Raw genomic sequence first — 12,865 nt, forward strand, 5'->3', positions numbered from 1 at the left:
GGGCTGATGAACCAGTTTGTGCCAGAGACATCTCCCGGCCGTGCGCCGGAGACGGACGCCACACGCCAGCCGGAGGACATGGCCGATGTCAGCCTTCGCCCGCAGACGCTGGCCGATTTCACGGGTCAGAAAGCCAGCCGGGAAAACCTGTCCATTTTCATCGAGGCTGCCCGCAGCCGGGGTGATGCGCTGGACCATGTCCTGCTGCATGGGCCGCCGGGACTGGGAAAGACGACCCTTGCCCAGATCGTGTCCCGTGAGCTGGGGGTGGGGTTCCGGGCCACGTCGGGGCCTGTGATCCAGCGGGCCGGGGACCTTGCGGCCATCCTGACCAACCTCCAGCCCCGTGACGTGCTGTTCATCGACGAGATTCACCGCCTCCAGCCGGCCATCGAGGAGATCCTTTATCCGGCCATGGAGGATTTCCAGCTTGACCTCGTCATCGGGGAAGGGCCGGCCGCCCGGTCCGTGCGGATCGATCTGGCCCCTTTCACGCTCGTGGCGGCCACGACCCGCTCCGGGTTGCTGGCCACGCCGCTGCGGGACCGGTTTGGCATTCCGCTGCGGCTGGTTTTCTACACGCCTGAGGAACTGCGGCAGATCGTCAGCCGTGGGGCCGAGAAGCTGGGCATGGCCCTGACAGCCGAGGGAGCGGAAGAAATCGCCCGCCGTTCCCGTGGGACGCCCCGTATTGCCGGGAGGCTTCTGCGCCGTGTGCGGGACTTTGCCCTCGTGGCGAAAAAGGACGTGGTGGACCGCACGCTGGCGGATGCGGCCCTCTCCCGGCTGGAGGTGGACAGTCATGGTCTTGATGCGATGGACAGGCGTTATCTGCGCCGCATTGCCGAACATCATCGTGGGGGGCCTGTGGGGGTGGAAACCCTGGCGGCTGCCCTGGCCGAAGCCCGTGACACGCTGGAAGATGTCGTGGAGCCTTATCTTATCCAGGAAGGGTTGATCCTGCGGACCTCTCGGGGGAGGATGCTGGGCGAGCCGGGATGGCGTTATCTTGGCCTTGCGCCGCCATCTGATGCTCAGGCTCCAAGGTTTCTGTAAGGAGAAGACAGATGGCAGCACATCATTGCCAGTTCCGCACTTATTATGAGGATACGGACGCCGGGGGGATCGTCTATCACGCCCGCTATCTGGGCTTTGCGGAGAGGGCAAGAGCCGAGGCCCTTCGTTCTCTCGGGATGAGCATTGGCAGCATGGCCGAGACGGACGGGGTTTCCTTCGTCGTGCGCCAGCTTGGCATCCGTTATCACGCCCCCCTGCGGCTGGATGAGCTGATGGACGTGGAGACGGTCCTGTATCATGCGTCCGGGGCACGGGTGAAGCTGCGTCAGGTCATCACCAACCTGTCCCGTGAGGGACAGAAGGCCGCCGTCATAGATGTGGAGCTTGCCTGCCTGAAGCCGGACAGCATGGTGCCGCTGCGTGTGCCCGGCCCCTGCATGGAAACTCTGGATGGCCTGCGGGCGGAAACGGGGCCGTCTCTCTGACAAAATGTTAAAGATAAAGATGTTTGTTGTTTTTGCTGCCTGTGCCATTGAAAAAGAAGCATCCTGCTGCAACATGGGCAGTAGTCTTTTGACCAACCGATCATAGGAAACAGGAGAAAGCGGAGTGGATCAGGCTGTGAGTTCGAGTGCCCTGGGTACTGCCGGGGCAGCGGGGCTGTCGCCCCTTCATCTGTTCCTGAACGCTTCGCTGGTGGTGCAGCTGGTCATGATCGGGCTGGTGCTGTGCAGCATCTTCGTCTGGGCCATCATTCTGGAGAAGGTGCTTCTCCTGCGTCGGGTCAACCGTGAGGCTACCGCCTTCGAGGACCGCTTCTGGTCCGGCGGGTCTCTGGATGACCTGTATGACAGCGAGGGTGCCCGCCCTGTCCATCCCATGGCCGCTGTCTTCGGGGCTGCGATGGGGGAGTGGCGTCGGTCGTCCCGCATTGCGGGCATTGATGTCATTCACGGTGGGACGTCCGAGCGCATCGACCGGGCCATCGGCATCACGGTGGCCCGTGAGACGGACCGGCTGAGCCGTTACATCGTGCTTCTGGCCACCATCGGGCCGGTGGCACCGTTCGTCGGGCTGTTCGGGACGGTCTGGGGCATCATGCATGCCTTCAGCTCCATCGCCACCATGCACAACACGAATCTTTCCGTCGTGGCACCCGGCATCTCGGAGGCCCTGTTCGCCACGGCCATCGGTCTGGTCACGGCCATTCCGGCCTATGTCGCCTACAACCTCATCAGCCGCAGCGTGGAGCATTTTGCCGAGCGGATGGAAGGGTTCGGGACCGAGTTTGCGGCCATCCTGTCCCGTCAGTCCGAAGAGCGTGGCAGCGGGAGAGGCTGAGCGTCATGGAGGTTTCATCACGCAGCGGGCGGGGCAGAAGCAGGCGGCACCGTCCGGAGGCGAACATCAACGTCACGCCGCTGGTGGATGTGATGCTGGTGCTGCTCATCATCTTCATGGTGACGGCACCGATGCTGACCAGCGGTGTGAATGTCGATCTTCCCCAGACGAGTGCCAAGCCCGTCAATTCCGATGACAAGCCGATAACGGTGTCCATCAAGAGTGATGGCAGCCTTTATCTCGGGGATGACCCCATCAGCGGGGATGAGCTTGTGACCCGTCTGAAACAGATGGCGAGCGACGATTCCGGACGCCGCATTTTCGTGCGGGCGGATGCCCATATCGATTACGGCAAGGTGATGAGCACGATGGGGCAGATCACGGCTGGTGGCTTCACCCATGTTGCCCTGCTGGCGCAGCAGCCACAGGGCGGCCAGTAAGGAGACCTCCGTGAGCTTCTCCGCATCATCGCCTTACGACGAGGTGCCGCCGCCCTACCAGCGGCGGGAGAGGGGGCAGTTAGGTCTGGTCACGAGCGGGATCGTGATGTCCCTGCTGCTGCATGGGGGCGTGCTGGCCTTCCTGCTATGGCATCCACAGCCACCGCTGCCGGAACCCAAGCCGGACGAACAGACGGTCACTATGGTGTATGAAACCACGGGTGGTGCCCATCCGGCGGCGAAGTCTTCGCACAGGGCCGAGGTGCCGACTCCACATGCTCCGGTGGAGGCCAAGGCCCCGCCAGCCCCGAAGCCGCCACAGCCCAAACCTGTCGAGCCACCACCTCCGGCACCGCCACCGCCCCGTCCTGTTCAGGCCGCCCCCCAGCCCTCGCATGTGGCGGTGAAGACGCCCATCCAGCAGCGTGCGCCCGTGCAGGAAAAGGGTGAGGTGAGCGAGCAGGCGAAGCCGAAGCAGGAGCCCGTGCACAAGCAGGCGCAGGTGAAGGCCCCCGACCGGAAGGTGGAGAAACCGCCAGCCAAGCCACAGCTTTCCCATACCGAGCAGCAGCACGAGGCCAAGAAGACGCAGGAGGACAGCCGTTCCCTGCTGGCCACCCTGGACGAGTATCGCAGCCAGGAGAAGCAGGAGCGGCCGCCGAAGGCTCTGCCGAACCAGGCGCAGGGTGGGTCGCCCCGTGGCGGTGGCCGCCCGGATGGCGATACGGGTGCCCTGACAAGTGGTGAGCAGAATGCCATCGGGTCATCCGTGCAGCGGTGTTATCAGGAAGACACGCTGGCCCGGAATTACCAGAATTTTTCCGCCCGGATGATGGTCACGGTGGATGCGTCCGGCGAGGCCCGTGTGGTCACGTTCCTGCCTGAGACCCGTGCCCGCATGGCAGCGGACCCGTCCTACCGGGTGCAGGCCGAGCGGGCGCGTGATGCCGTCCTGAGTCCGACCTGTTCCCGCCTCCCCGTGCCGAAGCGTCTGCTGGGGCAGGTGCGGCAGTTCCGTTTTCTGTTCAAGCCCTGAGGCTGGATTTATCTGAGGTTATTGCATGTCGTTCTTTTCTGATACCGAAGCTGAATTTCTCCAGAAGCACCTCTCACGTCGTTCCCTGCTGGGGGGAGCCGCCGCAGGTGGTGTCCTTGTCACGCCTCTGGCCCTGCTGGGCGGCGGCCGTGCATGGGCCGCCGGGAGCGAGCCTGCGGAGATTACGGTGGCCAATGCCCATCAGGCCCCCATCCCCATCGTGGTGCCGGATTTCGGACCGGGACTGGGGAACCAGATTTCAGGCGTGATCTCTGCCGACCTTTCCAGCACGGGCCTGTTCCAGGTCATGGGCGGGACGGTTCCGTCCTCGGCCCAGCCGGACTTCTCGGCCCTGAAGAGCCGTGGTGCCCGTGTGGCCGTGGCGGGCAGTGCTTCCGGCTCCGACAGCGTGAGGGTCGAGATGCGCCTGTGGGATGTGGTGGCCGGCCAGCAGCTGGAGGGGCGGGCCTATACGGCATCCCAGGGCAACTGGCGGCGCATCGCCCACATCATCGCTGATTCCATCTACAAGCGTCTGTTGGGCGAGGACGGGTATTTCGACACCCGTATCGCCTACATCGCCCGGACAGGCCCACGCCGTCATCAGTCCACCCGTCTGGCCATCATGGACCAGGACGGAGCCAATGCGCACATGCTGACCAGCGGCAGCTGGCTGACGCTGGAACCCCGTTTCAGCCCGATCAGCGAGAAGCTGGCGTTCCTGTCCTACGCCAACAACCGCCCCCGGGTGTATGTCTATGACCTCAATTCCGGGCAGCAGACCATTCTCGGGACGTTCGAGGGCATTTCCTTCGCTCCCCGTTTCTCCCCGGATGGGCGGAGCATCATCCTGTCCGCCACGACAAGGGATGGCGGTGCGGACCTGTACCTGATCGACCTGGCCACGCAGCAGCGTCGCCGCTTGACATCAGCTCCGGGCGTGATCGACACCAGCCCGTGCTTCAGCCCGGATGGCCAGAACATCGTCTTCAACTCGGACCGTGGCGGCTCGCCGCAGCTGTACGTGATGAGTGCCGGTGGTGGCAGTGCCCGCCGCATCTCCTATGGCAAGGGCCATTACGGGTCACCGGTCTGGTCTCCCCGGGGTGACCAGATCGCCTTCGTCCGGATCAGCTCAGGCGGGTTCACGCTTGGCGTGATGGGGCCGGATGGTGTCGGTGAACGGTCCCTGACACAGGGCTTCACCGTGGAGAGTCCGAGCTTTGCGCCGAACGGCCGGGCACTGGCCTTCTGCCGTCAGAATGCGGCCGGGGCCGGGGGAAGCGGCTTCTCGTCCAACGTGGCGGTGATTGACGTGGCGGGCTTCAACGAGCATGTCATTCCGACCTCGACCGGGGCGTCTGATCCGGCATGGTCACCTCTGCGTCGCTGAGCATGGGCGGACATCTTTTTTTGGGCTATGGAAGCATCTGTGCTTTCATGGCTCCGGTGGCCTGAAAGGCCACCACATGTCTTTCCTCACCTGTCATCTTGCAGGTGGGTGAAAATGTCCCCATCTCAGGGGGCACATCTTTTTGCAGGAGTTTGTCATGAAGTTGAAGATGTTCGCTGTGCTGGGCATGGCCTGTGCTCTGGCCGCCTGTAGTGGTGATCACAAGAATCACGACAATAACGGCGATGGCCAGAACATGCAGCAGATCAGCCAGGGGCCTGTTCCGGGCAGCCAGGCCGATCTGGTCGCCACGGCTGGGGATCGTGTCTATTTCGAGCTGAACAAGAACCAGCTCAACAGCGAAGGCCGTGCCACGCTGGACAAGCAGGCCGAATGGCTGGCCCGCTATCCGCAGGTCAACATCCTTGTGGCAGGCAACTGTGATGACCGTGGTACGGAAGAGTACAACATCGCCCTGGGCCAGCGTCGTGCCAATGCCGCCCGCGAGTATCTGGAGGCCAAGGGCGTCGCACCGGCCCGCATCATGACGATCTCCTACGGCAAGGACCGTCCGACAGCTGATGGTGACACACCGGATGCATGGGCACAGAACCGTAACGCCATTACGTCTGTCCGCTGAAGCAGGCCCGGTTCCGGGAAACCTGTAGGGGGAGCGGTCCACGCTCCTCCGGGAGAGGTCGGGCCGGTTGCAGCAACCGGCCCGATTTTTTTATGTGCGAGTATCGCCTGTCCGTTGGGAGATGAGGATCATGCGTCATTCTGCTCGGCCTGTTCTGGGGCCTGTTCCAGCCATTCTGAAAGGGGCCGTGGGGGCAGCCCTGCTGTCCTGCACGGTCATGGCCACCTTCAGCCCCGCCCGGGCGGATGAGGGCCTTTCCCGTGAGGCCATCATGCGCCAGCATCAGGCCTTGGCCCGTCAGCATGGTGAGGGTGGGGGCGACGGTATCGGCAGCAGTTCTGCCGATCTGGGCGGGGATGATCTGTCCGCTCCGCTTCCGGCTTCCAGCAGCCAGAGCGGTGGCCGGTCCTCTGGAGGGCAGAGCGGTGGAGACCTCGTCGCCAACCTTCTGGAACGTGTCAATGCCCTGGAGGGGCAGGTCCGGGAGATGCACGGCCAGATGGAGCAGATGAGCAACCAGCTCCATCAGGATGAGGCCACCATGACCAAACAGCTTGGTGACATGCAGTTTGCGCTGGAAAACGGTGGTCATCATGCCGCTGCCCGGCCCGCAGCTGAGGCCGAAACGGCTGCCGCAGCCAGTGTGGCCGCTCCGGCGGCATCCGAGGCTGCCGCACCTCATGCTGCCACCGTGTCCGATACCCTCCAGGCAGGCCGTGCCGCCCTGAAGGGGCACCGTTACGAGGAAGCTGAGACGCAGGCCCGTCAGGCCCTCAAGCAGAGTAAGACCGGCTGGAGCCGGACGGAGGCCCAGTATCTTCTGGCCCAGTCTCTTGCCGGGCAGAAGTCCTACAAGAATGCGGCACTGACCTATTATGACGTGTACAGCCATTCGCCGGACTCTCCCCGTGCTCCGGAGGCTCTGCTGGGGGTCTCGGCCTCCATGCTGGCACTGGGCAACAAGACGGCATCCTGTGAGGCCCTGCAACGTCTTCACAAGGAGTTCCCCAATGCGTCTGCCCGTGTGAAATCGTCCGAGCAGATCTTCCGTGAGCGGGCAGGCTGTCATTGAATGAAGAGGCCATGAAGGCTGAACCCGTCACGGATGACGAGTTTGCGGCCTTCATGGCACGGCTTGAGCCTTTGGGGCCTGATGAGGCCGGTCATCCGGTCTGCATGGCCGTGTCGGGTGGTGGGGATTCCATGGCTCTGGCCGTGCTGGCAGGCCGCTGGCGGCGGCATGTCATGGCCCTTGTGGTGGACCATGCCCTGCGGCCTGAATCGGCCGAGGAGGCTGCGCTCACCTGCTGCCGTCTGGCTGCGCTGGGGATTCCGGCACGGCAGCTGACACTGGGGACCATGAAACCGGGTGGCCTCCAGAAGCGGGCACGGGAGGCCCGCTTTGAAGCTCTGGAACAGGCCTGCGTGGCGGAAGGTGCCTCCGTCCTGCTGGTGGCCCATCATGAGGCCGATCAGGAGGAGACCCTCTGGATGCGGCAGGAGCGGGGCAGCGGGGACCGGGGGTTGTGCGGCATGGCGGGCCGGACGGTGAGGGGACGTGTCGCCCTGCTGCGCCCCCTGCTGGAAGTGCGGCCAGAGCGTCTGCGGGCCACGCTGCGGCAGGCTGGCGTGGCGTGGTGTGAGGACCCTTCCAACCAGAATCGCCGGTTCCGCCGGGTGGAGGTCCGGCAGGACCTGACGTCGGAGCAACGGCAGCGGATGCACGATATCAGGCAGCGGGCCTGTGCCAGCCAGCGGGCGAAGGAGCGGGAGTTGGCGGCTCTGGTGGCCCGGTGGGTCAGGTGGCAGCCCGAGGGCTGGGTGCAGCTGGCTCCGGAAGCCATGACGGATGATGTTCTGGGGCGTCTGATCCGTCTGATCGGCGGGCAGGAATACGCTCCCGATCGGCAGTCCGTCGAGATGCTGCGGCGTGCCGGACAGGGAGCTTTGGGGCGGGCCTGCCTTGCCCCGCTCCGGGGCGGCGTGTCGGGCTGGATGCTGTATCGTGAGGCCCGGAATCTGGACGAGGTGGTGTCCGCCCGGCAGGGGCAGTGCTGGGATGGACGCTGGCGGTATCTGGGGCCTGACCGTCCGGGTGCCGTGATTGCGGCCCTCGGACGGCGGGCTGGTGGACTGCGGAAAGGCCGTGTCGTTCCTGCCTGCGTCCTGCCCTCCCTGCCTGCCCTGTGGGCTGGTGGTGAGCTGGTGGCCGTGCCGGAGGGACTGGAGGGACTGCGGCCCGATCTGCCCCGTGTGACGTTCGTCTGGGACGGTGGCACGCCGCTGACGGGTGAACGGGACTGGAACGGATGAAATCTGTTTAACAAATGAGTCAAAATGAGGGTTTTTCTCTCATTGAGGCCCCTCGGGGGTGGGAACGCTGCCAGAAATCCCTATCTTGGAGGTACGATATGGCACGGGCTTTGCCTGTGCGCTCCGTTTTGTGAGGTTTTTTGAGAGATGAACAACATTGGCCGTAATGTTGCGATCTGGGTGGTCATCGTCCTGGCGGCCATTGGAGTGCTGGCGGCATTCCAGCCGGGGGGAAGCCGTCAGGCTGTCCAGAAGATCGCCTATTCCGACTTCGTGCATGATGTCGAACGCCATGAGGTGCGTTCTGTTGCCATCCGGGAGCAGAACATTTCCGGTGTGCTGACCAACGGCACGTCGTTCGAGACTTATGCACCGTCCGACCCGGCCATGGTGTCCCGGCTGACGGAAGCCGGTGTGGAGGTCACCGCCCATCCGCCGCAGAGCGATGACAACCCCATCCTCCGCTACATCGCCGCCTATCTGCCGATCATCCTGATGCTCGGTCTGGGCTTCATGGTGTTCCGCCAGATGCAGAATGGTGGTGCGGGTCGGGGAGCCATGAGCTTCGGCAAGTCCCGTGCCAAGATGATGGTGGAGAAGAAGGGCCGTGTCACCTTTGCCGACGTGGCCGGTGTGGAGGAATCCAAGGAAGAACTCGTCGAGATCGTGGACTTCCTCAAGGACCCGCAGAAATATACCCGTCTTGGCGGAAAGATCCCCAAGGGCGTGCTGCTGGTCGGGCCGCCCGGTACCGGCAAGACCCTGCTGGCCCGTGCCGTGGCCGGTGAGGCCAATGTGCCGTTCTTCAGCGTGTCCGGTTCCGACTTCGTGGAAATGTTCGTCGGTGTCGGGGCCTCCCGTGTCCGTGACATGTTCGAGCAGGGCAAGAAGAACGCTCCCTGCATCATCTTCATTGATGAGATCGATGCCGTGGGCCGCCAGCGTGGCGCAGGCATGGGCGGTGGCAATGACGAGCGCGAACAGACGCTGAACCAGATGCTCGTGGAGATGGACGGTTTTGACAGCAACGAGGGTGTCATCCTCATTGCCGCCACCAACCGTCCCGATGTGCTGGACCGTGCCCTGCTGCGTCCGGGCCGTTTCGACCGTCAGGTCGTCGTGCCCAATCCTGACGTGAAGGGACGGGAAAAGATCCTTCAGGTCCACATGAAGAAGCTGCCCCTGTCTTCCGACGTGAATCCCAAGGTGATCGCCCGTGGGACCGTCGGTTTCTCTGGGGCGGAACTGGCCAATCTTGTCAATGAGGCTGCCCTGTTTGCTGCCCGCCTCGGGCTGCGGACGGTCGGCATGGCCCAGTTTGACGAAGCCCGTGACAAGGTGATGATGGGGGCGGAACGCCGTTCGGCTGTCATTGATGAGGCGGAGAAGAAGATGACCGCCTATCACGAGGCGGCCCATGCGCTGGCGACCTATTTCAGCCCCAGCTCTGACCCGATCCACAAGGCGACGATTGTTCCACGTGGTCAGGCTCTGGGGATGGTGCAGCCCCTGCCGGAGAAGGACAATCTTTCCTACAGGCGGCAGTGGTGCTTCTCCAAGATCGTGACCTACATGGGTGGCCGCATCGGTGAGGAAGTCATCTTCGGTCATGATGAGGTCAGTGCCGGGGCTTCCGGTGACATTCAGGGGGCCACCAGCATTGCCCGTCACATGGTCACGAAATGGGGGATGAGCGACAAGCTCGGCATGATGGACTATGCCGATGCGGAGAACATCTCCGGCATGACGGCCCGTGAGGTGGATCAGGAGGTCCGGAAGATCCTTGATGAGGCCTATGCGGCCTGCCGTCACATCATCCTGACGCACATGGATGCCCTGCACCGTGTGGCCCAGGCCCTGCTGGAATATGAGACGCTGACTGGCGAGGAAATCGGACGTCTCATCCGTGACGAGCCTCTCGGCCGCAAGGATGACGAGGATCAGTCTTTCAGCGGGCGTCGGCCATCCGTTCCGCCTGCCGGTGGAGCTGTGGCGGCTGAGGGGACCGGCCTGGCGGCAGTCTCGGAAACTGTCTGACAGGACAGAGACTGTCTTCTGGACAATGGAACGGGCGCATGGTGAGGACCATGCGCCCGTTCTTTGTATGAATGGCTTGCGTCACGGGGGGATGGCTGGCATTTCAGGAGCATCCGGACAGGTTCAGGAAGGCAGAGAGGGACGCATGGCACATAAGCGGATGTTTTTCGGTACGGACGGTATCCGTGGCACGGCCAACACGGCCCCCATGACGGTTGAAATTGCCCAGAAGCTGGGACAGGCAGCCGGGCTGTATTTCTGCCGGCAGGATGAGGCCGGGCGCAAGCACCGTCATACGGTCGTGCTGGGCAAGGATACCCGCCTCTCCGGCTACATGATTGAATGTGCGCTGGTGTCCGGCTTTCTTTCCGCCGGGGTTGATGTCGTCCTGCTGGGGCCTCTGCCGACGCCCGCCGTGGCGTTCCTGACCCGGTCCCTGCGGGCTGATCTGGGCGTCATGATCTCCGCATCGCACAATCCGTTCACGGACAATGGCATCAAGCTGTTCGGTCCGGACGGGTTCAAGCTGTCCGATGCCGTGGAGGAAGAGATCGAGGCCCTGATGATGGAAGACCTGACTGGCCAGCTGGCATCGCCTTCTGCCATAGGTCGTGCCTCCCGCCTGAATGATGCTGCCGGACGTTATGTCGAAAGTGTCAAGTCGTCCTTTCCCCGGGGCCTGCGTCTGGATGGCCTGAAGATCGTGCTCGACTGTGCACATGGCTCGGCCTACCGTGTGGCTCCGGCGGCCCTGTGGGAGCTGGGGGCGGAGGTCATCACCATCGGGGCCTCACCAGACGGGCTGAACATCAATGATGGCGTTGGTTCCACCCATCCTCAGGCTCTCTGTGAGGCGGTACGGACCCACGGAGCGGATTGCGGCATTGCCCTGGATGGTGATGCGGACCGTGTTCTGGTGGCCAACGAGCGGGGAGAGCTGGTGGATGGCGACCAGATACTGGCCCTCATCGCCACCCTGTGGAAGCGGATGGGCTGGCTCAAAGGGACCGAGGTCGTGGCGACCGTCATGTCCAACATCGGGCTGGAGAAATATCTCGAGACACAGGGGCTGAGCCTGTATCGCACGGCGGTCGGAGACCGGTATGTCGTGGAGCGGATGCGTCAGACCGGGGGCAATCTTGGTGGCGAGCAGTCCGGGCACATGGTGCTGTCGGATCATGCCACGACGGGAGACGGGCTTCTGGCTGCCCTGCAGGTTCTGGCCGTGCTCGTGGAAACGGGGAAACCCGCCAGCGAGCTGTGCCATCTTTTTGATCCCTACCCCCAGACCCTGAAGAACGTGCCCTATGGCGGCACGAATCCCATGAAGAATCCTGCTCTGGCTGAGAGTGTCCGCTGGGCGGAAGAACGGCTGGCCGGGCGGGGGAGGCTGGTCCTGCGGGCAAGCGGGACGGAACCGCTGATCCGTGTGATGGTCGAGGCGCAGGACGAGGCCCTAGTTGCTGAGGTTGTCGGGCGGGTCAGCAGCCATATCCGGGAACTGGCCGCCGGATAGTTTTTCCGTCTTTCAGGGAGTATGGAAAAGGCCCCGAAGGCTCCGCCTGTCAAGGGAGGGAGAGCCTCTGGGGCCTTGTCTGTCCGGGGCGGGGCGATACCCGGGGATGGTACGCCCCGTTCCGGCTGCCGTCTGTTAGCCTGCCTGACGTAGGGGAGCTGAGGGACCGTCAGGAAAGCTCTGTGTCGTGGAGTGGTGGGACGCAGCCGACGTGGCGGCAGGATCCTGAAGAATGTAGCCACGGCCCCAGACGGTCGTGATCATGTGCTCCGCACCAAAACGCTGGAGCTTGCGACGCAGCTTGCAGATGAACACGTCGATGATCTTCATCTCCGGCTCGTCAATGCCACCATACAGATGGTTCAGGAACATGTCCTTGGTCAGCACCGCACCCTTGCGCAGCAGGAGCAGCTCCAGGATGGCGTATTCCTTGCTTGTCAGGTGCAGGAAGTGGCCGTTGACGCTGACCATCCGGCTCTCGAGGTCCAGCTCCAGCGGGCCGACACGCAGACGAGGTTCCGAGATGCCATAGGCGCGGCGTGTCAGGGCCTGGATGCGGGCCTGTGCCTCGCTGATGTCGAACGGCTTGGTGACATAGTCATCGGCCCCGGCAGAAAAAGCGGCAACTTTTGTCTGGGAATCTGTTCGGGAGGACAGCACCATGATGGGCGTGGAAACCCGGGAGCGGCGGAGCTGGCGGATGAGTTCCTCACCCGGCAGATCGGTAAGCCCCAGTTCGGTTATGAAAAGATCATAATCATAGTGCTTGAACAGGTTGAGGGCTTCATCAGCGGTTTTCACATGGTCAACCGTATAAGAGGACTTCCCCAGTACCTTTATCAGATGGCCTACAGCGACGCTGTCGCTATCAGCGATGAGAATACGCATAATTTCAACTCCCTTGAACTGGTTGTATTATGAGAGTGCATTTTTATAAAATGCAACCATTGATTGTTTTTATGGTAATTCACACAACTAAAAGCATGTTTACCTATGTGGCTTACGTGTGGCTTTTTTATGTTAAGTGGGTGATTTTTTGGTGTCATACTTGCTCATATGGTGAGGTATAGGTGATCCTATACTTGATAATTATTGTAATGTTAATTTTCTACTACAGAAAATTTTTTTTGTA

12 protein-coding genes are annotated in these 12,865 nt (G+C 62.7%); 11 read left to right on the forward strand and 1 reads right to left on the reverse strand.

Annotation, left to right across the window (positions count from 1 at the left end; genetic code table 11):
• The first annotated feature begins 6 nt into the window (after nt 1–6).
• The 11 genes from ruvB to glmM all read left to right on the forward strand — a co-directional run bounded on the left by ruvB (nt 7) and on the right by glmM (nt 11,733).
• Nucleotides 7–1,056 (forward strand): Holliday junction branch migration DNA helicase RuvB, encoded by a 1,050-nt coding sequence (ruvB, locus tag CPA56_RS00980; protein ID WP_182040185.1) that lies wholly within the window; start codon nt 7–9, stop codon nt 1,054–1,056.
• Nucleotides 1,057–1,067: 11 nt separating this feature from the next.
• On the forward strand, nt 1,068–1,502 hold the full coding sequence (locus CPA56_RS00985; RefSeq protein WP_182040186.1) for a YbgC/FadM family acyl-CoA thioesterase: 435 nt from the start codon (nt 1,068–1,070) through the stop codon (nt 1,500–1,502).
• A gap of 124 nt (nt 1,503–1,626) precedes the next feature.
• Entirely contained in the window at nt 1,627–2,358 is a 732-nt protein-coding gene (tolQ, locus tag CPA56_RS00990) for a protein TolQ (protein WP_182040187.1), read from the forward strand.
• 5 nt (nt 2,359–2,363) lie between these two features.
• Nucleotides 2,364–2,798: a protein TolR gene (gene tolR / locus CPA56_RS00995; protein WP_182040188.1), complete on the forward strand. Its 435-nt coding sequence runs from the start codon at nt 2,364–2,366 to the stop codon at nt 2,796–2,798.
• 10 nt (nt 2,799–2,808) lie between these two features.
• Nucleotides 2,809–3,834, forward strand: coding sequence for an energy transducer TonB (locus tag CPA56_RS01000; RefSeq protein ID WP_182040189.1), 1,026 nt, complete (start codon nt 2,809–2,811; stop codon nt 3,832–3,834).
• Nucleotides 3,835–3,859: 25 nt separating this feature from the next.
• Nucleotides 3,860–5,227 carry a Tol-Pal system beta propeller repeat protein TolB gene (gene tolB / locus CPA56_RS01005; RefSeq protein ID WP_182040190.1) on the forward strand — a complete coding sequence of 456 codons (1,368 nt, stop codon included), beginning with the start codon at nt 3,860–3,862 and terminating at the stop codon, nt 5,225–5,227.
• A 157-nt stretch (nt 5,228–5,384) separates the two neighbouring features.
• Nucleotides 5,385–5,867 carry a peptidoglycan-associated lipoprotein Pal gene (gene pal / locus CPA56_RS01010; RefSeq protein ID WP_182040191.1) on the forward strand — a complete coding sequence of 161 codons (483 nt, stop codon included), beginning with the start codon at nt 5,385–5,387 and terminating at the stop codon, nt 5,865–5,867.
• 130 nt (nt 5,868–5,997) lie between these two features.
• Complete coding sequence (locus tag CPA56_RS01015) at nt 5,998–6,939, forward strand: tetratricopeptide repeat protein (protein ID WP_182040192.1); 942 nt, start codon at nt 5,998–6,000, stop codon at nt 6,937–6,939.
• Nucleotides 6,940–6,950: 11 nt separating this feature from the next.
• A complete protein-coding gene (gene tilS / locus CPA56_RS01020) occupies nt 6,951–8,180 on the forward strand; it encodes a tRNA lysidine(34) synthetase TilS (protein WP_182040193.1) in 1,230 nt (409 codons plus the stop codon).
• Between the two features lie 147 nt (nt 8,181–8,327).
• Complete coding sequence (gene ftsH, locus CPA56_RS01025) at nt 8,328–10,217, forward strand: ATP-dependent zinc metalloprotease FtsH (protein WP_182040194.1); 1,890 nt, start codon at nt 8,328–8,330, stop codon at nt 10,215–10,217.
• Between the two features lie 145 nt (nt 10,218–10,362).
• Nucleotides 10,363–11,733 carry a phosphoglucosamine mutase gene (glmM, locus tag CPA56_RS01030; RefSeq protein ID WP_182040195.1) on the forward strand — a complete coding sequence of 457 codons (1,371 nt, stop codon included), beginning with the start codon at nt 10,363–10,365 and terminating at the stop codon, nt 11,731–11,733.
• 135 nt (nt 11,734–11,868) lie between these two features.
• Here glmM and CPA56_RS01035 read toward each other — a convergent pair whose 3' ends face one another.
• Nucleotides 11,869–12,621, reverse strand: coding sequence for a response regulator transcription factor (locus tag CPA56_RS01035; RefSeq protein WP_182040196.1), 753 nt, complete (start codon nt 12,619–12,621; stop codon nt 11,869–11,871).
• Between the last annotated feature and the right edge of the window lie 244 nt (nt 12,622–12,865).

The sequence above is a fragment of the Bombella mellum genome (genome assembly GCF_014048465.1).
In the GTDB taxonomy this organism is placed as follows: domain Bacteria; phylum Pseudomonadota; class Alphaproteobacteria; order Acetobacterales; family Acetobacteraceae; genus Bombella; species Bombella mellum.